This is a genomic window from Vibrio sp. B1ASS3 (genome assembly GCF_905175355.1).
Classification (GTDB): domain Bacteria; phylum Pseudomonadota; class Gammaproteobacteria; order Enterobacterales; family Vibrionaceae; genus Vibrio; species Vibrio owensii.
The window spans coordinates 2,401,661-2,425,341 of the sequence record NZ_HG992742.1 but is presented as its reverse complement, the minus strand read 5'-3'; the positions used below and the strand labels follow the sequence as shown (position 1 = coordinate 2,425,341).

Sequence of the window (23,681 nt, the reverse complement as noted above, 5' to 3'; positions counted from 1 at the left end):
TACAGGGTGTTAATCAATATAGAACCTTTTCAATAGCACTCTCAAACCATCTTTATTTACATTATTTGAAAGTGCTATGAGCGGCCAAGTGCAATGGGGCGTTATTCCTGCTCTAGATGCTCTGCTTCTTTGGCGATCGCTTTTACCATACCTTTGAAGATGAATAGGTGTGCTGGCATCATCGCAAACCAATAAAGCAAACCGGGGAAGCCTTGCGGATGCCACCATGCGGTAATGTCGAACTCACGCTCTTCGCCATCGTCTTTGATCGTAATTTCTAAACGGCCAAGTCCCGGGCCTTTCATACCGAAAAACAGTGAAAGGAACTGGTTCTCTTCGCAGCGAATAACCTTCCATGAATCAATGAAATCACCCACTTTGAGCTCTGGCCCCGGTGGTGAAACTCGAATGGGTTTCCCTCCACCAAAGAAGATATCGAGCCACTCTCGGGTGCGCCAAAGGATGTTGGCAAAGTAATAGCCTTTTTCGGGGCTCCCGATCTTTTGTGCGACTTTCCAAAGTGATTCTGCAGAAGCTTTTGTCTTAATGCTTGCTCCTGCCTGTTTTGGGTAATACCCGTAGCCTGGTTGCCAACGTTTGAGTGCTGCTGGTTCAAAACCCCATACGTTACTGCGCACAAAAGTTCCTTCCGTCGCGATGGTGTCCGCTACGGACTGCTCATAGCTGATTAGCTCTTGTGGAAATCGTTCATGAATGGCTTTGGTATCGGCAATGTAATCGTGCTCCAAACCAGCTAGCAACGCTTTACCAATACTTGCAGGAACTGATGTCACAATGGCTAACCAATACGATGCCATTTTAGGTGTCAGCAGTGGGGTTGACCAAAGTCGGTAAGGTTTTTTCGTGATTTTACAAATGACTTCAAATTGCTCGCGATAACTTAATGTGTCCGGCCCACCAACTTCATAGATTTCACTTTCTGTTGGTTTAGTTTCTGCCAGTTTAAGCAAGTAGTGATTGAGGTTGGGTAGGGCAATTGGGTTAGCTTTGGAGTCGACCCACTTAGGCGCAATCAGAATAGGCAAGTTATAGACGAAGTCACGCATGATCTCGAATGCCGCAGACCCAGGGCCAATAATCACGCCTGCGCGAAGTTCGGTGACAGGCACGCCGGCTTGACGAATGATCTTCCCCGTCGCTTTGCGTGCTGCTAAGTGTTGAGAGTTGCCGGTTTGGGGCTGAATCGCACTCAAGTAAATCACGTGTTCTACGCGACTTTTCTCAAGGGCATTTTTGAAGTTCTCTGCGAGGTTTAATTCGTACTCTACAAAGTCGTGACCTTGCGCCATACCGTGCACAAGGAAGAACACCAAATCAAAATCATTCACGACTTCGAGCGTCGCTTCTGCATCTGCGAGGTCTAAATAAGTGAGAGTGAGATTAGGGTGTGGTTGAGTTCGAGATTCTAAATAGTCAATATGACGCGCGGCTGCCGTGACAATGTAACCTTTATCAAGCAGCTGTGGAAGAAGCTGTGAGCCAATGTATCCGGAAGCCCCAAGTACCAACACCTTTTTCATTCTGAGTCCTTTTTATTGCTGGTGGATTAGTCACCACTGGGTATAATCATGAGACACTTTTCTCGTTCTATCAATGAGTTGTCGTCGGAGCGTGCATGACTTTTTTCTCACAATTGGTTACTCATGCCGATAAGTCGTTTTTACGTCGACTATTTGCCATTGCATTACCCATAACGTTACAGAGCATGATGTTCTCTAGCCGAAGCCTCGTGGACGTACTGATGCTTGGTCAATTGGGCGAGGCGGAAATTGCTGCGGTCGGCGTTGCAGCAAGAGCGACATTCGTTACGACCATCATGCTCCTTGGCGTAACAACCGGTGGTGCGTTGTTAACAGCGCAGTACTGGGGTGCGGGAAACAAAGTTGGTGTAAGGCAAAGTACGTCGTTGACGTGGATGATTTCCATGGTATTCGCAGCCCTTACGGTGGTGTTATTCGTTCTGTTCCCAGAACCCATCATGCGCTTGACGACAGATTCGGAAGAGGTGATTCGGCTTGGTGCTGATTATCTCGTTATTTCATCGGTTAGCATGTTTGCTGTTGCCTGTGTCGCAAGTATGGCGGTTGGTCTCCGTGCTATGCATCAACCGGGTCTAAGTACGTTTTTTAGCGGCATCGGCATTCTGTCTAATATCTTCCTTAACTGGGTGCTTATTTTTGGGCAATTTGGCTTTCCTGCGATGGGCATTAAAGGGGCTGCCATTGCAACCGTCATCAGTGGTGCTATTGAAGTAACTTGTTTATTCAGTTACCTGTGGTTTAAAAAACACATCATTGCTTTTGGTTTGGACGACATTCGTGCCAGCTTAGTGTTGGATAAAATCACTCGTTTCTTAAAACTTTCCCTTCCGACAACATTTAACTTCCTAGCATGGGCGGGCGGCTTGTTTGCTTATCACGCGATTATGGGGCAAGCAGGCGTGCAAGGCTTAGCGGCATTGTCAGTAATGACGCCGGTAGAGTCGATTGCTCTTGCTATGATGATCGGTTCATCTAATGCTGCAGCGGTATTGGTGGGCAATCAATTAGGCGCAAAGAACTTTGGTCCGGTTTACTATCAAGCGTGGTCAACCGTGACTCTCAATGTGTTGATTGCCGTCGTTGTCGCGATTTTACTTCTGCTCTCAAACCAACTTATTCTCAATGCCTTTAGTGCTCTGACGCCAGAAACGCGCCACCTAGCTGAACAGTTTATGGTGATCCTTGCTGTCGGGGTGGTACTTCGTTCTGTTCCTATGATGGCTATTGTCGGTGTGCTTCGCGCGGGTGGGGATGTGAAGTTCTGTTTGTACCAAGATCTGATCGCGCAATGGGTAATAAGTATTCCATTAGCTGCCTTTGGTGCTATCTATTTAGGCTTTGAGCCGCAATGGGTTTATTTACTGTTTTTGACCGAAGAAGTGGTGAAGTGGGGGACATGCCTACACCGCATGGTGAGCAAGAAATGGATGAAAAATTTGATCGATGCTTAGGAAGGGTCGCGAGACAAGTTGCATTTGTACTCTGATAGTGTGATCAACTATTCAAAATACTTCCTACCAACAGGATTTTAGTGTAGATTCTGATTCCAATTTTTAAACACCATTTGAGCGGCAAAATCAATGTTAAAACTGTCAGACCTATGTAAAGGCTATGTAGACGGGGGAGAGTTTCATCCTGTACTACAAGGGGCAGAATTAACATTACAACAAGGTGAACAAGTTGCATTGATGGGTGAAAGTGGATCGGGGAAAAGTACGCTCCTTAACCTTATCGCAGGTCTTGATACTGCCGATTCGGGCGAGATCCAATACCCAAGCTTTGCAATGCATAGCGCACCTGAACATCTTAGAACACTCTACCGCCGCAACAACATTGGTAATATCTTCCAGCAGTTCAACCTGCTTCCTACCTTGAATATCGCTGATAACATCCGCTTCTGCCGCCAATTGAAAGGCTTACCAGAAGACAAAGGCTTGTGGCGTCAAATTCTTTCTGCTCTCGATCTTATGCCGCTTTTAGGTCGTTACCCTGAAGAAGTGTCTGGTGGTCAGCAACAACGTGCTGCGATTGCCCGTGCTTTGTATATGGAGCCGAAAATCCTGCTAGCCGATGAACCGACAGGTAGCTTGGATGAGCGTAATGCTGAAGCGGTAATGCGTCTACTAACCAGCCTAGCACGTCAATTAGAGTGTACGCTGCTGTTGGTTACGCACAGTGAGAAAGTTGCAGAGCACATGGAAGGTAGAATTCGTCTTCAAGGAGGACAGCTGCATGTTATGGCCCGTAGTTAAGGCACTACTCGGTCATTACCGTCGCTATCCACTTCAAATTATTCTTGTTTGGCTTGGTTTAACCTTAGGTGTATCACTTCTTGTTGGTGTGACATCTATTAACCAACACGCAAAACAGAGCTACGAAACCGGTGAGAAACTCTTTTCAAACCCTTTACCTTACCGTATTCGTACCAAGCATTCAGCTAATAAAATCCCTCAGGGTTTTTACATTCAACTTCGACGTGCTGGTTTTAATCAGTGCGCGCCATTCGATGTTCTTCATCTCGATACCAAAGCCGACTTAAGCCTTATGTTGGTTGGGGTAGATCCTGTTGCGTTACTGCCTTTGCAGCAAGGAAAGTCGCTAAAAGACCTTCCTATGCTGACTTTGATGACGCCACCTTACCCAATTTTAGTGAGCCAAGACTTAGCGTCTCACATGTCATGGAATGATGGTGACTTTATTACCCTCAACGATGGCAGCAGATTAGGGCCGTTGAAAGTCGACAGCGACAACTTACTTTCAGGCACGCGCCTAGTGACGGACATTTCGCTTCTTCGAATGTTAAAGCGCAGCTCTGGCTTGTCCGCGATTGCTTGTGGCGAAATGCCTGAAGAGAAGGTGTTGGCGCTGAAAAATATGCTGCCAAATGGCATGACGCTGGTACGTAATAGCCGCTCAGAATTGGAATCTTTGACGAAAGCATTCCACATGAACCTGACAGCAATGGGCATGCTATCGTTCCTAGTTGGCTTGTTCATCTTCTACCAAGCGATGTCTTTGTCTTTCATTCAACGTCAACGTTTGGTGGGGATTCTTCGTCAAACTGGCGTGAATGGTATGCAGTTGGCACAAGCTTTGATGCTGGAGCTGACCATACTTGTTCTTGTCGCTTGGGCATGTGGTAACTTCTTCGGTTTGATTCTAGCTAACGAGCTTATTCCTGCCGTTTCATCAAGCTTGAGCGATTTATACGATGCTAACGTAGGACTGACTATTGGTTGGTCTTGGGAATCAAGCCTATACAGTTTGGCTATGTCGGCATTGGGTGCCCTAATTTCCTGCCTGTGGCCACTAATCCGCTTATTAAAGTCGCAACCTATTCGTTTATCTTCTCGCTTATCCCTAATGCGTTTTGCTGGGCGTGAGTTCTCTTGGCAAGCTTTTGCGGCTTGTGGCTTCTGTGTGGCTGCTGTTGCGGTTTATCAGGCACCAAAAACGCAAGAGTCGGGTTTTGCGATTATCGCACTAATGCTGATCAGCGTGGCGTTGTTTATGCCGTTCCTGATGTGGCACATGTTCCAAAGCTTCTCTTATTCATTACGATGGGTTCGTGTGCGTTGGTTCTTTGCTGACGCGGCGGCAAGTATGAGTTACCGAGGCGTAGCGACTATGGCCTTTATGCTTGCGCTTGCCGCAAACATTGGTGTTGAAACCATGGTGGGTAGCTTCCGCGATACGACGGATAAATGGTTGAGCCAACGCTTAGCGGCCGATCTCTATATTTATCCAACCAACAACTCTGCAGCACGTATGAGTTTTTGGTTAAAAGAACAGCCAGAGGTTGATTCGGTTTGGTGGCGTTGGGAAAAAGACGTACCGACGGAACGTGGTGCCTTGCAGGTTGTGAGTACAGGCTCTTCCGAGGGCGAGTTGGACTCTCTAACAGTGAAGCTTGGAGTACCTAACTATTGGTACCATTTACATCACTCTAAGAGTTTGATGGTGAGCGAATCCATGGCCTTAAAGCTCGATATTCGCCCTGGTGATTACATAGACCTGCAACCTCCATTAGGGGGAGGGTGGCAAGTCGTTGGTGTCTACTACGACTATGGTAACCCATACAATCAAGTCATGATGTCGCATCGAAATTGGCTGTATGCGTTCGCAGGCTCTGGCAACGTTGGACTTGGCGTCTTGCTCGAAGACAACGTGAATGGCGAAGGCTTAAAGCGTCGTCTAGAGAACGTATTCCGTCTGTCGCAAGACCGAGTGTTTGACAATAACAATATCTATAACCAAGCCATGCGTGTGTTTGACCATACCTTTGCAATCGCGGGTACGCTGGGCAACATTACGTTGATTATCGCTGTGTTTGGTTTGTTCTTTGCAACGCTCGCGGGTGAGCTTTCTCGTCAACGACATTTCTCTTTGTTGCGGTGTATGGGCGTTTCAGGTAAAGAACTCGTCTTATTAGGTGGTTTACAGTTGTTCGCCTTCGGTATGATTTCTGCGATTATCGCGGTTCCACTGGGCTTAGCGTTGGCGCACTTGATTGTCGATATCATCATTAAGCAGTCCTTCGGTTGGTCGTTAGAGCTTCAAACCATTCCTTGGGAATACGTTCAGACGATTGCTTGGGCGATGTTAGCCATCATGATCGCAGGAGCATTGCCTGTGATAAGAATGATCAAGAGTACGCCGATGAAATCGTTAAGGGATGCGTTGTAATGAAGAAGATGACCCCAAAAAAGACGTTTTCTATTTCTGCTCTGGTGTTTGTTGTGTTTATCGCATTAGCGGGTGTGATTTTGTACGTTACACATTGGGCAGAAGCGACGGCAACAGAACAAAGTGAGATCAGCGATGTTCTAAAACGCGAGAGCAAAACCATCTTTGAGCCGGTGCTACCAGATCAACATGTTTCGTTACCGCAGGATTTTCGTTTCCACCCTGACTATCAACATGAATGGTGGAACTACTTTGCCAAAGTTCAAGACAAGAACGGCAAAGTGTATAACGTTCAATGGAGCTACTTCCGAGTTGCTACGGACGAACGCGATACTCGCGGTTGGCAGAACCCACAATTGTTTATCTCCCATATCGTTGTGAGCTCTGGTTCTCATGTGTGGAAAGAGCAGAGAGTTGCACGAGGCGGCATTGGACAGGCTGGAATGACGAATCGCCCGTTCCGCTTGTGGATTGATAACTGGAACTGGCGAGCACTAGGCTCTACTCCGTTCCCGGGTAATTTAGACGTAGCGACCGACACGTTTGCGCTTGATTTGAACACCACAACCAATGGTCCATTTGTCGTAAATGGTGATCAGGGCTTCCAAGTTAAACACGCACTTCAATCTATTGCTTCTTTCAGCTTCAGTGCACCGTTCCTTAATGTAAAAGGTACACTGACCTTAAATGGTCGTGAAATTCCTGTCTCTGGCTCTGGATGGACGCAGAAAGAGTGGGGAAGCGGTCTGATTGGCGAAGGGCAGCAAGGTTGGGATTGGTTTGTATTTAATCTTGATGATGGCCGCGCATTGACAGTAAGCCGCTATCGACACAATGGCCAGGTGCCTCACCTATTCGGCACATTATCTACGCGTTCTGGCAAGGTGATTAACCTTACCGAAAAAGATTTAACCATGACGCCACTACAGGTGACCAACTTGTCTAATGGACGACGTTTACCGCTGCAGTGGATCATTAATGTCCCCGAGCAGAAGATTAATTTGACGACGAGGATCATAAAATCGGACATGTGGCTGCCCTTTGTGATTCCATATTGGGAAGGCCCGATACTCGCATCGGGGTCCAATGAAGCCTGGGGATTTATGCAACTCACCGGTTACTAGGATACGAAAAAAGCCATCCAGAAGGGTGGCTTTTTTGTTAATGAAACACGCAGTTTTCGACGCAAAACCGCACGTTAATCACGAAAATTCATCAGATATTATACTAACTTAATAGTAGTCTATGTTAATAGATTGAGCTTATAAGGAGATAGGCAGGTCTTGTAAATAATTATGTTCTTGTTGAAAATACGATGTTTCGTAAATGAAACATCGGAAAAATCGAAGTTTAAACTCTAAACAAGCGATTATTCTAAAATTTTCAGCAGCTATACACTCTCATCATTCTTTGTTAATCGTTTATTAAGATAATAAATATAAGGGCGAAATCATGAACGATGTCATTCGTGACTTTTTCAAAATGGAATCCGCTGGTGGTATTCTTCTAGTAATTGCTGCTGCAATTGCGATGACCATTGCTAACACCCCACTTGGCGAAACTTATCAAGCTATGCTGCATACTTATGTATTTGGTATGTCAGTTTCTCACTGGATCAACGATGGCCTGATGGCTGTGTTCTTCCTACTTATCGGTCTTGAAGTAAAGCGCGAGCTACTTGAAGGCGCACTAAAATCGAAAGAAACCGCAATCTTCCCTGCTATTGCAGCGGTAGGCGGTATGTTGGCTCCGGCACTTGTTTATGTTGCATTTAACGCCGGTGACCCTGAGGCGATTTCTGGTTGGGCAATCCCTGCTGCAACAGATATTGCTTTCGCTCTAGGTATCATGGCGCTTCTTGGTAAGCGTGTGCCAATTAGCCTGAAGGTTTTCCTACTGGCATTGGCTATTATCGATGACCTTGGTGTTGTTGTCATCATCGCGCTTTTCTACACAGGCGATCTATCGACAATGGCATTGGTGGTTGGCTTTATCATGACGGGCGTGCTCTTTATGCTGAACGCGAAAAACGTCACCAAGTTAACGCCGTATATGATAGTTGGTGCGATCCTTTGGTTTGCCGTACTGAAATCTGGTGTACACGCAACACTAGCAGGTGTAGTAATCGGTTTTGCTATCCCACTTAAAGGTAAGAAGGGCGAGCACTCTCCACTGAAACACATGGAGCATGCACTGCACCCATACGTAGCATTCGGTATCTTGCCTCTGTTTGCCTTTGCAAACGCTGGTATCTCACTAGAAGGCGTATCGATGTCCGGTCTGACTTCTATGCTACCTCTAGGTATTGCACTGGGTCTGTTGGTTGGTAAGCCACTTGGTATCTTCACATTCAGCTGGGCTGCTGTGAAAATGGGTATTGCTAAGTTGCCAGAGGGCGTGAACTTTATGCACATCTTTGCTGTATCGGTGCTGTGTGGTATCGGCTTTACGATGTCGATCTTCATCTCATCACTGGCATTCGGTAACGTAAGTCCTGAATTCGATACTTATGCTCGACTAGGTATCTTGATGGGCTCAACAACGGCAGCAGTGCTAGGTTATGCGCTATTGCACTTCTCTCTACCTAAGAAAGCGGCAGAAGAAGTAGCGGTAGAAAAAGCGTAAGAAAAGACGATTACACTTTAAAAGCCTCCCAAATCGGGCTGTCTCTTATACACAAATCCCTAAGCTTGTAGCTTAGGGATTTTTTTTTTGAACTCTTTCAAGTGTGTGCGATCTGATCACTTAAGAATCCTTACTGAAACACTAAGATGACACACTCAGACGCTAAACTTTGGGCGCAAGAACAATTTGGACAAGCACAACTTAAAGATCCTCGAAGAACACAACGCCTCATCAGTTTAGCGACTTCCATTGCTAATCAACCAGGAGTCTCCGTGGCTAAACTTCCTTTTTCTCCCGCCGATATGGAAGGCGCATATCGCTTTATCCGTAATGAAAACATCGATGCAAAAGACATCGCTGAAGCTGGCTTTCAATCAACCGTATCCCGAGCTAAAGAGCATGAAGAATTACTTGCGCTTGAAGATACAACAACGCTCAGTTTTCCTCATCGAAGTATAAAAGAAGAGCTCGGGCACACGAATCAAGGCAATAGAACCCGAGCTCTCCATGTACATTCGACGTTACTTTTTGCACCACAAAGTCAGACCATTGTTGGTCTTATAGAGCAACAACGATGGAGCCGAGATATTACTAAGCGTGGGCAAAAGCACCAACACGCGACTCGTCCTTACGAGGAGAAAGAGAGTTACAAATGGGAGCAAGCTTCTCGCCGTGTCGTTGAGCGCCTAGGGGATAAGATGTTAGATGTTATCTCGGTCTGTGACCGAGAAGCAGACCTATTCGAATACTTAACTTATAAACGTCAACATCAGCAGCGCTTTGTCGTTCGCTCAATGCAAAGTCGTTGTCTAGAAGAACACGCTCAAAAGCTTTACGACTATGCGCAAGCGTTACCAAGTGTCGAGACAAAGGAGCTTACCATCCCCCAAAAAGGAGGGAGAAAAGCGAGAGATGTAAAGCTTGACGTTAAATATGGTCAGGTGACATTAAAGGCTCCGGCAAACAAAAAAGAGCACGCAGGCATACCTGTTTATTATGTTGGTTGCCTTGAGCAAGGGGCATCAAAAGACAAGTTAGCATGGCACCTCTTGACGTCGGAGCCAATAAACAACGCTGAAGACGCCATGAGAATTATCGGTTATTACGAGCGTCGATGGCTGATTGAAGACTTCCATAAAGTCTGGAAAAGTGAAGGTACGGATGTGGAGTCACTAAGACTCCAAAGTAAAGGTAACTTAGAGAGGTTAAGTGTCATCTATGCCTTTGTTGCGACTCGTTTATTGGCGTTACGTTTCATTAAAGAAGTTGATGAGCTATCAACAGAAAGTTGTGAAAAGGCCTTGGGCACAAAAGCTTGGAAGCTGCTGTGGTTGAAACTAGAAAGCAAGACATTACCTAAAGAAGTACCCGATATGAGCTGGGCGTACAGAAATCTTGCTAAATTAGGCGGTTGGAAAGATACCAAGAGGACGGGCAGAGCTTCAATAAAGGCACTATGGGAAGGATGGTTTAAACTGCAAACCATCCTTGAAGGCTACGAGCTCGCAATGTCTCTTGATCACTAGACTTGTGATCAAGAGACAGCCAAATCGGGAGGCTTTTTTGTATCCAGAAGAAAGTCATTTGACAAAGCCTCAAACGACAGACGAAAAAAAGCCCAGACGAAAAAGTGTCTGGGCGGATACAAACATAGGAGTTAATAAGAAAAAGCAGCAATGTAGCAACTAGATAGAAACAAGTTTGACGGCCAGTAAAACTTTAAATGCCCTAGTTGTTACAGTAATTCAGACCGGAACAATTCCAAACAGTTCCATTTTTTTTAGAAGTTTTTTTCACAAAACAAGAACCGCTTTAAATTCATCTCGTTAACTGCACACTTTCTTTGTCTGGTCAGACCAATGAGTGAAAATGTGATGTTAATCATTTGTTAATCTAAAGTTTCGGGAGTATATTTTCAAACAGTTGTTTAATACGAGTGATTGAAATGGCCCCGAGAAGTACAACAAAAGAAAAAATACTCGATGTAGCAGAAGGACTATTTGCAGAATACGGCTTCAATGACACATCACTGAGAACCATTACTGGCAAGGCGAACGTGAACCTAGCTTCGGTCAACTACCACTTTGGCGACAAGAAAACGCTTGTAAGGGCAGTACTAGACCGATACCTAGAGGCGCTAATGCCGAGCATCAAAACGTCTTTGATCGAGTTAAACACACGCGACGATTACAACATGGATGAAGTGTTTGAATCGCTACGTTTACCTCTGCGTGCACTGAATGACGTGAGACCGAACGGCACAGCATTGTTTATGTTGCTGATTGGTCGAGGATACACCGATGTACAAGGCCATTTACGCTGGTTTATCAGTACAAGATATGAAGAAGTGTTGAACCTGTTTATGTTCTCCATCATGAAGGCAAACCCTGAAATGAGCGAAGAACAACTTTTCTGGAGATTGCATTTCACACTTGGCACTTGTGTTTTCACTATGGCATCGAGCCAAGCGTTAACCGAGATTGCAGAAAGCAAATTTGAAAAAGAGGTGGACGTGAAGTCTGTCGTTGACCTACTGATTCCTTACTTGTCGGCCGGTATGTCCGCTAAGTAAAAACATTAAATCAATAAAAAAGATAAGTGAAAGCCGCGAGCGGTGACGTGAACAAAAGGATCTGAACTATGAGCTCTCTACGAAGAAAATGGATTAGTGACCCAGCATTCAAAATGTTTAAGAAAGTATTGCCTCCATTGTCGAGCACTGAAAAAGAAGCAATGGAAGCGGGTAGCGTTTGGTGGGATGCAGAGTTGTTCTCTGGCAAGCCTAACTTTACAACGTTACATCATTATCCGAAGCCTGCATTGTCTTCTGAAGAGCAAGCTTTCATGGATAATGAACTCGAAACACTGCTTGAAATGCTTAATGATCAACAAATTGTGAAAGATGATCGAGATCTTCCGCCAGAGGTTTGGGATTTCTTACGCAAAGAGCGTTTCTTTTCACTGATCATTTCAAAAGAGTATGGTGGCCGTGAGTTCTCTGCTCTGGCTAACTCAACCATCGTATCTCGTATTGCAACACGAAGCATCAGTGCGGCAGTGTCTGTGATGGTACCAAACTCTCTTGGCCCGGGTGAGCTGCTTTCTCACTACGGTACTCAAGAACAGAAAGATTACTGGCTACCACGTCTAGCGGACGGTACTGATATCCCTTGTTTCGCATTGACTGGCCCTGAAGCTGGCTCAGATGCAGGCGGCATTCCTGACCAAGGCGTTGTGTGTTACGGCATGCACGAGGGTGAAGAAGTCCTTGGTATCCGTGTTAGTTGGAACAAGCGTTACATCACTCTAGCACCTGTAGCAACCGTACTTGGTTTGGCGTTCAAGCTTCAAGATCCTGACGGTCTGCTTGGCGACAAGAAAGACGTGGGTATCACCTGTGCATTGGTTCCTGCCGACCATGAAGGTGTGGAAATTGGTGAGCGTCACGACCCGCTAGGCTCTGCGTTTATGAACGGTCCTACTCGTGGTAACGACGTGTTCATTCCTATGGAATGGTTGATTGGTGGTTCAGAATACGCAGGTAAAGGCTGGCGCATGCTGGTTGAGTGTCTATCGGCCGGTCGCGGTATTTCCCTTCCTGCATTAGGTACCGCGATTGGTCACCTTACTACGCGCACTACTGGCGCTTATGCATACGTTCGTAAGCAGTTTGGTATGTCGATTGGTAAGTTTGAAGGTGTGGCAGAAGCAATGGGCCGTATTGGCGGTTTGACTTACCTGCTTGAGGCGACTCGTACGCTGACGACGACTTCTCTGGATATGAAAGAGAAACCGGGCATCGTGACCGCAATTGCCAAATACCACATGACAGAAATGGCTCGTACTATCCTGAACGATTCTTTCGATATTCACGCGGGTCGAGCGATTCAAGATGGCCCTATGAACTACCTAGCGAAACACTATCTAGGTATTCCAGTCGCGATTACGGTTGAAGGGGCAAACATCCTAACTCGTAACCTAATGATCTTCGGTCAAGGTGCGACACGTTGTCATCCGTACGTGTTGAAAGAGATGGAAGCTGCTGCGAACCCAGATTCGAAAGAAGGCGCAAAAGAGTTTGATGATCTGCTGTTCAAACACATCAAACACGCAATGGGTAACACCTTTGGTGCGTTGGGTGCGGCATTGACCGGTTCTCGCTTCGTGAAAGCGCACATGAGTGGCCCTACACAGCAATACTACAAAGACATCACTCGCCTAAGTCGTGCACTGGCAGTGAGTGCAGACTTTGCAATGCTAACGTTGGGCGGTGACCTGAAACGTAAAGAGATGATCTCTGCACGTCTTGGTGATGGTTTGAGCTATCTATACATGGCGTCAGCGGCGCTTAAGAAATACGAAGATGAAGGACGCCAACAAGGTGATTTGAACTTTGTACACTATGCCGTTCAGCATTGTTTGTACAACGCTTCGAAGTCGCTAAATGAAGCGTATTCAAACTTCCCTGTGAAATACGTGGGGGGCGTTCTAAAAGGCTTGTTGTTCCCATTAGGCAATCACTTCAAAGCACCAAGTGACGAGCTGTGTGTGAGCTTAGCAGAAGCAATGATGACACCAGGAGCACAACGTGACCGCATGACGAGCTTGTGTTACATCGGTAAAGCAGAGGACGACAGCGTTGGTCTGATGGAGCGTGCGTTCTTAGCGATGTACGATGTGAAGCCCCTAGAACGTAAACTGATGAAAGCGGCGAAAGATGGCAAAGTAGCTCGTAAAGGTTTGTTGCATGACCGTCTACAGCAAGCGTTTGAAGCAGAGGTGTTGACAGAGCAAGAAATCGACCAAATCATGGCGGCAGATAAGCTGCGCTACAAAGCGATTCAAGTTGACCACTTTAGCCACGATTTCTCAGAAGTTCGTACCAATGTGACCACGAAAAAATCGCATCTGAACTCAGCAGCATGAAGCGCTTGAGTATAAAATGAGAGAAGCACCTCAATTGAGGTGCTTTTTTGTGTTTAAGGCTTTTACTTTTCGGCTGAGTGCTCCAACCACTTGCATTTTCGCAGCATTTTTACAGAAATTAGGTGCGAAGTAGGGCTGAACCTTTTATCCTAGCAACGTTTTTTAAAGGAAGTTGAATATGATCATCAAACCTAGAATTCGTGGATTTATCTGTACTACTACGCACCCAGTGGGTTGTGAAGCTAACGTAAAAGAACAAATTGCTTACACTAAAGCACAAGGCCCAATTAAAAACGCACCAAAACGCGTTCTTGTTGTGGGTGCATCAAGTGGCTACGGCCTATCTTCTCGTATCGCTGCGGCATTTGGTGGCGGCGCTTCAACTATCGGTGTTTTCTTTGAAAAAGAAGGCACAGAGAAGAAGCCAGGTACAGCAGGTTTTTACAACTCTGTTGCATTTGAAAAGCTAGCTCGTGAAGAGGGTCTATACGCGAAAAGCCTAAACGGTGACGCGTTCTCAAATGAAGCAAAACAGAAAACAATCGATCTGATCAAAGAAGACCTTGGTCAGGTAGATATGGTGGTTTACTCACTGGCTTCTCCAGTACGTAAAATGCCAGAAACGGGCGAACTGATCCGTTCAGCACTTAAGCCTATCGGTGAAACTTACACGTCGACGGCTGTTGATACCAACAAAGACGTAATCATCGAAGCAAGCGTAGAGCCTGCTACTGAGCAAGAAATCCAAGACACAGTAACCGTAATGGGCGGTGAAGACTGGGAACTATGGATTAACGCACTATCAGAAGCTGGCGTTCTAGCAGACGGTTGTAAAACCGTGGCATACAGCTACATCGGTACTGAACTAACTTGGCCGATCTACTGGGATGGTGCGCTAGGTAAAGCGAAAATGGACCTAGACCGCGCAGCTGCAGCACTTAACGAGAAACTGTCTACAACTGGCGGTAGCGCAAACGTAGCGGTACTTAAGTCTGTTGTGACTCAAGCAAGTTCTGCAATTCCTGTAATGCCTCTATACATCGCTATGGTATTCAAGAAAATGCGTGAAGAAGGCGTACACGAAGGTTGTATGGAGCAGATCTTCCGTATGTTCAGCCAACGTCTATACAAAGAAGACGGCAGCGCAGCAGAAGTAGATGAAGTGAACCGTCTACGTCTGGATGACTGGGAACTACGTGAAGATATCCAACAACACTGCCGTGACCTATGGCCACAAATCACCTCTGAAAACCTAAAAGAACTGACTGACTACGTCGAGTACAAAGAAGAGTTCTTGAAGCTATTTGGCTTCGGTGTTGACGGTGTGGATTACGAAGCAGACGTGAACCCAGCAGTAGAAACAGATTTTACTCAAATCTAATCGTTTCTAACGGAATTAAAAAAGGCGCTCAATGAGCGCCTTTTTTGTGTCTTGAATCTCTGTGTTGAATAAGGAGCGCTGCATAAGCTGTTCTGCAACGCCCGCTTAAAGTGATTAACTCAGAATAATCAGAATTGTACCAGCTAGGGTCATCAAGATATTGGCAATCGCGTACGTACCTGCGTAGCCAAGTGCTGGAATCGTCGACTTCGCGTATTCGTTCACTACGTCCATTGCTGGTGCACATGTACGAGCACCGATGATGGCACCAAAGAGTAGGGCACGGTTCATCTTAAGCACGTAAGCGCCAACTAGGTATGCAAGAACGACAGGCACAACGCTGACGATAAACGCCAAACCGATGATCTGCGGGCCCACTTGAGTTAAGTGTTCGAACATCTTGCCACCGGCGCTTAAGCCGATGCCAACCATAAAGAACATCAAACCTAAGTCTTTGACCATGTTCAATGCCCCTTGCGGCACATAACCGAAAGTAGGGTGGTTCGCTCGTAGGAAGCCCAACGTGATGCCTGAAAGCAGTAGGCCAACGGCGTTACCTAGGCTGAATGACACCTGACCGAACGTCATGGTCACCAAACCAAACATAATGCCTAGAATAAAGAAGCTACAGAATGCAAGTAAGTCTGCCATTTGGCTGTGGATCGAGATGAAACCGATTTTCTCAGCAAGACCATGAACGCGGCTTTTCTCACCACTTACTTGGAGCACGTCACCTTTGGCCAGAACGATGTCTAAATCCATTGGCATTTCAATTTGAGCGCGCACTACGCGGTTCAAGAAACAGCCGAATTCAGATAGGTTCAAATCAGATAAACGCTTACCAGCAATCGCATCACTTTTAACCACGATCTCTTCTTCGACAATTCGAAGGTCAAGTAGGTTGCGGTCGAATACTTCTTTACCGTTACGAAAACTTGGGTCAAGACGTGCGTGGCTGTCTGGGAAGCCTACTAGTGCGATTTCGTCACCTTCTTGCAGGATAGCATCACCGTCTGGATGGGCCAAAATCCCGTTACGACGAATACGTTCGATGTAACAACCTGTCTGGCGGTAAATGCCCAATTCTCGAAGGTTCTTACCATCTGTCCAATCAATCAGCTCAGGACCAACGCGGTATGCACGGATGATCGGCAAGTAAACCTTACGTTGACTAGAGTTACCTAGACCACGTTCTTGCGCAATTTGCTGAGCTGAATCCGATAGGTTCTGCTTTTGCAGTTTTGGTAGCAGTTTGGCGAACATAATCATACTGATCAAACCCACCAGATAAGCCATCGCATAACCAACCGATAGATTTTCTAATACCAAAGAAAAATCCATGTTGCGTGGAATGGTTGCAAGACCAGAGTTCAGCGCATCTTGTGCACCTACCAGAACAGGCGTCGCGGTAAGGGCACCTGCCATCATACCGGCAGACAAACCAAAATCGAGGCCCATATAATGGCTGCAGAAATAGGTAAGACCTACCGCAGAAACGAGTACGGTCATACTTAAAATAAAGTAATGCTTACCGTCTCGGAAAAATATGCCGAAGAAGTTTGGGCCCGCTTCAATACCTACACAGTAGATAAACAGCATAAAGCCGATGGTCAGTGCTTCTGCATTAAAAGAAAAGCCAAGATGGCCCATTACGAGAGACGTAATGAGAACGCCAATGGAATTACCTAACTGTAGCTTTCCAAAGCGAATTTTACCAATGGCAAGACCAATTGCTAATACGACGAAGATTAGAAGAATGGGGTTTTGTTCAAGAAGGTGTACGACGTCTATGTTCACAGCGTGGCTCGGTAAGGTGTGTGCCAAATAAAAATTAAGAATTTCGAATTGTAACTAAATATAGCAAAAAGATAAGTGAAATTTTTTAGGTTTTACTATTACTTGACGTAGGGGAGTAACAATTTGAATACATAATAAAAAAGCCGCTAATAGCGGCTTTTTAAAAAATCAGTTATTCGAATTACTCGTCGAATAGACCTAGGTGCTCTTTTGCGTAAGCTTCAAAGTCATCACAACCACCGATGTGCGTTTGGTCGATGAAGATTTGAGGAACAGTTTCTACTGGCTTACCAACTGTTTTCTCTAGGTCAGCTTTAGAAATACCTTCAGCGTGGATGTCTACGTAACGGTAGTTGAAGTCATCACGTTTTGCTTTAAGTGTCTCTGCGTGCTCTTTTGCGCGAACACAGAATGGGCAAGCTGGGCGACCAAAGATAACTACGAACATAATCTTATTTCTCCTAAAATCTATTCTTGTTGAAAGCACAACTAGACGTCATGTTGGTACATGCTTTCATTTGTTGGGATAACTATGCCCGATCCAGATACGGAAATAAAGCAGCATTTACCTCTTGGCTCGATAGGTGAAATCTATCGTATAAAAACTAAACACGCACTAAGCTTAAAGCCAAGAAAAGTCACTTTTGGGGATGATTCTTAGCCGCAAAATCGCTGCGGTTAAGTATGTGAAGTGACGCATAAAAACACACTTTTTGAAGGGTTAATGGCGGCAAGGTGCACTCGGTCAACTTTTTTTTGCTGAAAGCATAGCACTCTAGTGTGAGTTGTTGTTTGGGGAGGAAGTGTATGTTTCAGTTTATGACTGCGACACGGATTATCTTCGGCGAGGGAGCGCTCCAATCTTCGCTGTCTGTAATCAATCAATTTGGCTATAGCGTTTTACTGGTCACTGGTAAAGACACGCAACGAGCCACACCTATCATTAATTATCTAAAAGCGCAGAACATGCGTTATCAACACGTCGCCATCAATGGCGAACCCAATATCACCATGGTGGAAGAAACTGCAGTGCTTGGGCGCAAGTTTCAACCTGACATGGTCATTGCGATTGGCGGAGGCAGTGTCATTGATATGGGCAAAGCACTTGCCGCGATCATTCCCAACCAAGGTGATGTCTATGATTACGTCGAAGTGGTTGGACGAAACGTACCTTTAAAAACCAAACCGATTCATTTTATTGCGATTCCTACAACGGCAAGCACCGGCTCTGAGGTAACCAGAAACGCCGTACTTAAATCCGGGCAAGACCAAGTGAAGGTCAGTTTAAGAAGTCCGGAAATGCTCGCTGATGTAGCGATAGTCGATCCAACGTTAACCTATGGCACTGACCAATATACCTCTGGTCGCGGAGCAATGGATGCCTTCACGCATTTGATGGAAGCATACGTATGTGGTGATCCAAACCCTCTCACCGATATGGTGTGTGAAGAGGGATTACGTCGATTAAGTCGTTCGGTCATTGCGGGCTGCAAACAGGATAATCATAAGGCCAGAGCAGACCTTTCTTTTGCGGCACTTTTAGGCGGGATGGCCATCACCAACGCTAAACTTGGTGCGGCGCACGGATTAGCCTCTGCACTAGGTGGCAAGCTCGATGCCCCACACAGTGTTATTACTGCGCGTTTGGCTCCTCATGTTATGCAAGAAAACATCAATGCCGCAAAAAGAGCAGGGCGCAGTGATGTGATAAGCCGTTACAAGCGATTGGCCCAACTCGTCACGGAAAGAACCAATGCCAACGAGCATGATGGCGTACTTTGGGTGAGAATGGTGCTGGATAAGCTTGAGTTGCCTCAGCTTGGTAAATTCGGCGTGTGTCAGACGTCGTTTGAGCAAGTCGCCGATGATGCACTAAAGTCAGTTGCTATCAAAGGTAATCCGTTACCGCTTACACAAGATCGTTTGGTGTACATTCTTCGCCAAGTTTGTGATTGCAGTGATGCCTGCATGGGCGAGAGTGAAGGCAGTCAACATGTCAGCTCAGTAGAGGTGTTGGAGTCACGTTCCGATCTTTCGGATGTGAATCAATAGAAATACGATCAATCAGATACGAAAAGGGGAGCTATTTAGCTCCCCTTTCTATTTTTTATTCCAGACTAAGTCGATTCGTTAGTATTGACTTAGCTTGTCGTAGCGGCTGTCTTTCAGCGCGTCTTTTACTCGCTTCAAGTTCTCACGGAAACCAGTACCACGGCGTAGCGTAAAGCCTGTCGCTAGCACATCGATGACCGTCATTTGAACAACACGACTTGCCATTGGCATGTATACGTCTGTGTCTTCAGGTACATCCAGCGTGATAGCCAGTGAACTTGCTTTCTCTAACGGTGAGTCTTTTGCTGTGATGGCAATAACCGTCGCGCCGTTTTCACGAGCAAGGTTTGCAATCTCAACTTGGCTCTTAGTGCGACCAGTATGAGAAATCAGAACGATAACGTCATTGTCACTACAGTTGATGCAGCTCATGCGTTGCATCACGATATCTTCGAAACAAGTAATTGGAATATTGAAGCGAATAAACTTGTTTTGAGCGTCTCGTGCAACAGCAGAAGAAGCACCTAGACCGAAGAATGAGATGCGCTTAGCTTGAGTCAGAAGATCAACCGCGCGGTTAACTTGCATCGAATCAAGACTGTTTTTCGCTACGTCCAAACACGCCATTGTCGATTCGAAAATCTTGTGCGTGTATGCATCCGGACCATCGTCTTCTTCGACATTACGGTTTACGTAAGGCGTACCATTGGCAAGGCTTTGCGCAAGGTGAAGTTTAAAATCTGGGAAACCTTTAGTATCCAGACGACGACAGAAACGGTTAACAGTAGGCTCACTCACGTCAGCCATTTTAGCTAACGTTGCAATGCTTGAATGAATTGCAGTTTGTGGAGACGCCATAATTACTTCCGCAACTTTGCGCTCTGACTTACTGAAATTCTCCAGGTTTTTTTGAATTTTTTCTAATGTATTCATAGTGTTCACGAGGGTATAGAGAACAACTCGCTGGCTCTGTTAACGTATGGAAACCCAAGGGGCTTCTCGGTCTAGAGGGGCGTTAACGAAAACCACCAGCGCCATAAATTCAGTATAAACCCGATCCTTTATCTGGCTAAAACAAATACCGTTACTATTTCGTGAGAATTTGACAAGCCTCAAACAAAATGTTGTAAAAACTACAGAATTGAAGGTGGGATCGTTGGTTTGTTGCTCTAGTGGCACAATAATGATGTCTGAGTTACACCAAAAAGAAAGAAATTTTCACTTTGATGTAACTCACATTGGCGCCTAAGAATTGAGAATGTCGTCGACAGTTTCTTCAATCTTAGCCATCAAGCTCGGTGCTTGCTGAGCAATTTCTCTTTGCTCACTCAAAACCGCGCTCAAGATATCATTGGTGGTTAATGGGTTAGCGAGAACGACGCGGAATACAATGGTGTTCATGCGTTGCCATTGGTCTGGATTCAGTCGAGTACGAGAGACAAACGACTTGCCAGTTTCACGCTGACGTTTCTGAATAAACTGAGTGAGCTGGTTGATTAGCTCATTAAGTTTTTCTTTCTGAACGCCTTGTGCTTTATCTAACGCCGCGCGCATATTGGTTGGTAGATAGCGGTAGGTTAACAAACAAAGCTCAGGCTCAGACACCAATTCGAAATCTTCTTGCTGGTTAATCAGATCGGCAAAGTAACGTGCTTTCTCAATACTTTGGTCGATCAGAAGCTCGTAACCTGGGCGACTGATGATGTGCATTGCTGCGTAAACCAACATTGCCATACCAGATCGAGAACCCTCAAGCGTATGACTGCCTAAGTCTTTAGAACCTTTACGCAAGATGTACTGTGCATGATGCTCGATAGACTTCATCGCATCTGGATCTTTAAACAGAACCATGCCAGCGCCCATCGGAATGTAAAGCTGTTTGTGAGCATCGATCGTTACAGAGTCGGCAAGTTCAACGCCACCAAGTAGGTGACGATGATTGTTCGACATCAGAGTCGCGCCGCCCCAAGCTGCATCCACGTGGAAGTGGCAGCTGTGCTCAGCACATACTTCTGCAATTTGAGGTAGAGGGTCAACACTGCCAGTCTCTGTCGTACCAGCAACACCAACCACAGCAATAGGCTTGATGTTTTGTGATTCGAGCTCGGCGATTTTTGCTTTTAGGTCGTCAACAATGATGCGGTTGTTCGCGTCTGTTTTGACGGCAACTAGGCCCTCTTGACCAAGACCAAGAACGTCTGCTGCTTTCTTAAGAGAGTAGTGACCTCGTTCAGAAACCAAAATCGCTAAGCCTTCGTAGCCATAATGTTTCATGGCTTTGAACAGACCTTCTTTCTCTACACCTTTGAATGCGCCATCTGACTTCAGCGCTTTATTGCGAGCAACCCAAAGTGCAGTGATGTTAGCGATGGTACCGCCAGAGCAAAATGCACCAAGAGAGTGTTTCGCACTGTGCATCCATTTACGGTAGAACTTATCGTCCTGACCATAGATAAGACGATGCAACATACCAAGAACTTGACGCTCAAGCGGTGTGAAAGCTTTTGATGTTTCGATTTTCACCAAGTTTTGGTTCAAGGCAATCATGATCTTCGACAGCGGCATTAAGAAATACGGCAGGGCAGAAGTCATGTGACCAATAAAGCTTGGTGCAGAGGTGTGAACCGAGTGAGATACCAAGGTATCTAGCAGGTGCTCGGTATGGTCTGACACGAACTCAGGTTGCTCAGGAATCTGAGCAGAAGAAAAGTCTTTCTCAATTTCACGTAAAGGCTTTTCTTCTGCCACGATGTGTTCACGAAGAAATTGATTCAAGTTCTGCGAAAGACTTTCATCAATTTTAGTCAACGTTGAATCTGGACCTTCAGGGATAGTGAAGATCTTTAACAAGCTCTCGAAGCTAACGTCAGCGGTTTTTTGTTCCTTAACCATAGCAAAGAATCTTTGTAGTTATTTTGGTAATGCGAGCGGCACAATCTAAACCAAAACGGGCGCAAAGTCCCGTTTTAATTATTGAAACCCATATTGCTGAAATGAAATTCAAGGGTGGGATTTATTCACATTTCTGCTTCTCAATCTTAGCAATTGATTGATTATACTTGTTAAGCGCAGAATCGATCTGTTTTGGGTGGCTCAATAAGTCAGCAAATGCAGAGCGTAGGTCGTAGTTCTTTGGATGGTTTGCAGATTGACGATCGCTGAAGGTTTTCTTCGCCGCTTCCCCTAAGGCATCACTGCGTGTCGCCAGTTGCTTCACATCATGTTGTTCTAGCTTCAACCATGCCTCAACCGGTTGCTCTGTTGCTACTCGGCTTGGATCGTTTTCTAGAAAATAATGTACTGCTTCACGGTTGAGTTCGAAGTGGTGTTTACGGCCTTCTAAGAACCATTGACTAACTTCGTTTAAGTCAGGGTATTGAGTCACCGTTAGGTCTACGAGGTCTTGATACCATTGTAGGGAAGCATCAATGTAGCCATCGTATTTAGTTGCAAGACATTGCTGATCAGCAGCAAAAGTAAAAGTTGAGCTTGTAGCGAGGAGCGCCGCAACGACAAAGCGTTTCATTATTATTCCTTTTGGTTGTATTCCCTTTGTAACCCCAATAGACATATGCCTTGCCTGTCACTGATTACCGATCCAAGAGTTAAAAATTAAAGGGCTCGATAACAAAGCGGTGAACCAGAAAATTCTCTTCGAATTGAGCATTTTGAGGTTACTTGGGTATTTGAATTTTTGCCGTATTGTAATGGATGTTAATGAATATTCCTGAGATCTACCTAGCAAGAGACACAAAGAAAAGCATCATAACTGGCACTAATAAGCTCAAGATAAAGCCACTAACAATGGCAACAGGCACACATCGAACACCGCCCGTGGTTTGAATGACGGGCAGGGTAAAGTCCATCGCTGTCGCGCCAGCGTAGCCAATTGCTGTAGATGGATAACTGCGAATAAGCAGTGGAATGGCAATCAAAGCGACTAACTCACGCATCAGTTCAATTAAGAAAGAAGCGCCGCCAAAGATCGGGCCAAAGGCGTCACCCATCAAAATGCCAGCCAGTGAATACCAACCAAAACCGGAAGACATTGCCAAAGCTTGATAAAGAGGAAGATCCAAAATCATTGCAGCAATTACACCGCCAAGCATACACGTTGCAATAATCACTGTCGCAATCGCCATGCCTTGCTTGTTGAGTAGGATTTGTCTAAGTGTCAAACCACTATTGCGCAGTTGAATGCCGATAAAGAAAAGCAAAAGGAATAAAATCCATTCACTCGCTGTATCTACCCAAGACAAACCAATAGGAAGAATCAAGCCAGCGACTAGGCCGCCACCGACAACGACGACAAGTTTTATTGACTCTAAGGCCATTGACGAAAGAGGAAGCTTCTTTTGATTCTGATCGGTTTGCAAAGGAAGCAGCTTATCGACCAAAGGCAAAGCGAGCAGGTTGCAGGCTCCCAAGCATACAAAGAAGGTGCCCGCGTATAGAAGGATGGTTTGTAGATTGCTACCTAAATTATCCAGCGCAGCCAAACTCAAGCCCATCAGGGAAAGAATGACGTAAATAAGGTATGACGTCGATTTATTGATCTTCTCCAATACTGACGCGCGAGAAACTGGAATTAAATAACCCACCACGAGTGGGGCGAAGATAAATAGCATCCCTGAGAACATAAAGCCCAATGA

Annotated in this window: 17 protein-coding genes; 10 read left to right on the top strand and 7 right to left on the bottom strand. The window is 45.7% G+C overall.

Annotated features, from left to right (window positions below; genetic code table 11):
- Positions 1 to 101: 101 nt before the first annotated feature.
- Positions 102 to 1,541: a DUF2867 domain-containing protein gene (locus KJB05_RS11090; RefSeq protein WP_045413671.1), complete on the bottom strand. Its 1,440-nt coding sequence runs from the start codon at positions 1,539 to 1,541 to the stop codon at positions 102 to 104.
- Between the two features lie 95 nt (positions 1,542 to 1,636).
- On the opposite strand from KJB05_RS11090, the gene KJB05_RS11085 reads away from it, so the two are divergent.
- The 9 genes from KJB05_RS11085 (at position 1,637) to fabV (ending at position 15,180) form a co-directional block, all read left to right on the top strand.
- Positions 1,637 to 3,013, top strand: a complete 1,377-nt coding sequence (locus KJB05_RS11085) for an MATE family efflux transporter (protein ID WP_208445481.1) — start codon at positions 1,637 to 1,639, stop codon at positions 3,011 to 3,013.
- Positions 3,014 to 3,142: 129 nt separating this feature from the next.
- Positions 3,143 to 3,814 carry an ABC transporter ATP-binding protein gene (locus tag KJB05_RS11080; RefSeq protein WP_005428554.1) on the top strand — a complete coding sequence of 224 codons (672 nt, stop codon included), beginning with the start codon at positions 3,143 to 3,145 and terminating at the stop codon, positions 3,812 to 3,814.
- A complete protein-coding gene (locus tag KJB05_RS11075; protein WP_208445482.1) occupies positions 3,795 to 6,248 on the top strand; it encodes an ABC transporter permease in 2,454 nt (817 codons plus the stop codon). The genes KJB05_RS11080 and KJB05_RS11075 overlap by 20 nt, the downstream gene beginning before the upstream one ends.
- Positions 6,248 to 7,372 carry a lipocalin-like domain-containing protein gene (locus KJB05_RS11070; protein WP_208445483.1) on the top strand — a complete coding sequence of 375 codons (1,125 nt, stop codon included), beginning with the start codon at positions 6,248 to 6,250 and terminating at the stop codon, positions 7,370 to 7,372. Before KJB05_RS11075 ends, KJB05_RS11070 begins: the two co-directional genes overlap by 1 nt.
- 328 nt (positions 7,373 to 7,700) lie before the next feature.
- Positions 7,701 to 8,873: a Na+/H+ antiporter NhaA gene (nhaA, locus tag KJB05_RS11065; protein WP_009705825.1), complete on the top strand. Its 1,173-nt coding sequence runs from the start codon at positions 7,701 to 7,703 to the stop codon at positions 8,871 to 8,873.
- A gap of 146 nt (positions 8,874 to 9,019) precedes the next feature.
- The gene (locus KJB05_RS11060; RefSeq protein ID WP_213053077.1) at positions 9,020 to 10,399 is read left to right on the top strand and encodes an IS4 family transposase; all 1,380 of its coding nucleotides are present in this window, start codon (positions 9,020 to 9,022) and stop codon (positions 10,397 to 10,399) included.
- Positions 10,400 to 10,818: 419 nt separating this feature from the next.
- The gene (locus KJB05_RS11055) at positions 10,819 to 11,445 is read left to right on the top strand and encodes a TetR/AcrR family transcriptional regulator (protein WP_009705826.1); all 627 of its coding nucleotides are present in this window, start codon (positions 10,819 to 10,821) and stop codon (positions 11,443 to 11,445) included.
- Between the two features lie 68 nt (positions 11,446 to 11,513).
- Positions 11,514 to 13,799, top strand: a complete 2,286-nt coding sequence (locus KJB05_RS11050) for an acyl-CoA dehydrogenase (protein WP_208445414.1) — start codon at positions 11,514 to 11,516, stop codon at positions 13,797 to 13,799.
- 178 nt (positions 13,800 to 13,977) lie between these two features.
- Entirely contained in the window at positions 13,978 to 15,180 is a 1,203-nt protein-coding gene (gene fabV, locus KJB05_RS11045) for an enoyl-ACP reductase FabV (protein ID WP_009705827.1), read from the top strand.
- A gap of 114 nt (positions 15,181 to 15,294) precedes the next feature.
- Here fabV and KJB05_RS11040 read toward each other — a convergent pair whose 3' ends face one another.
- Together KJB05_RS11040 and KJB05_RS11035 are read right to left on the bottom strand one after the other, a co-directional pair.
- Entirely contained in the window at positions 15,295 to 16,977 is a 1,683-nt protein-coding gene (locus KJB05_RS11040; RefSeq protein ID WP_005442250.1) for an aspartate:alanine antiporter, read from the bottom strand.
- Positions 16,978 to 17,158: 181 nt separating this feature from the next.
- Positions 17,159 to 17,425, bottom strand: a complete 267-nt coding sequence (locus tag KJB05_RS11035) for a GrxA family glutaredoxin (RefSeq protein WP_005428550.1) — start codon at positions 17,423 to 17,425, stop codon at positions 17,159 to 17,161.
- Positions 17,426 to 17,784: 359 nt separating this feature from the next.
- On the opposite strand from KJB05_RS11035, the gene KJB05_RS11030 reads away from it, so the two are divergent.
- Entirely contained in the window at positions 17,785 to 19,029 is a 1,245-nt protein-coding gene (locus tag KJB05_RS11030) for an iron-containing alcohol dehydrogenase (RefSeq protein ID WP_005442249.1), read from the top strand.
- A gap of 78 nt (positions 19,030 to 19,107) precedes the next feature.
- On the opposite strand, the gene KJB05_RS11025 is transcribed toward KJB05_RS11030, so the two are convergent.
- From KJB05_RS11025 to KJB05_RS11010, 4 genes are all read right to left on the bottom strand, one after another.
- On the bottom strand, positions 19,108 to 19,962 hold the full coding sequence (locus KJB05_RS11025) for a MurR/RpiR family transcriptional regulator (RefSeq protein ID WP_005442248.1): 855 nt from the start codon (positions 19,960 to 19,962) through the stop codon (positions 19,108 to 19,110).
- Positions 19,963 to 20,274: 312 nt separating this feature from the next.
- Positions 20,275 to 21,921, bottom strand: a complete 1,647-nt coding sequence (gene panP, locus KJB05_RS11020) for a pyridoxal-dependent aspartate 1-decarboxylase PanP (protein WP_208445413.1) — start codon at positions 21,919 to 21,921, stop codon at positions 20,275 to 20,277.
- A 121-nt stretch (positions 21,922 to 22,042) separates the two neighbouring features.
- Entirely contained in the window at positions 22,043 to 22,555 is a 513-nt protein-coding gene (locus KJB05_RS11015; RefSeq protein ID WP_005442243.1) for a hypothetical protein, read from the bottom strand.
- Positions 22,556 to 22,763: 208 nt separating this feature from the next.
- Positions 22,764 to 23,669: a lysine exporter LysO family protein gene (locus KJB05_RS11010; protein WP_208445412.1), complete on the bottom strand. Its 906-nt coding sequence runs from the start codon at positions 23,667 to 23,669 to the stop codon at positions 22,764 to 22,766.
- Between the last annotated feature and the right edge of the window lie 12 nt (positions 23,670 to 23,681).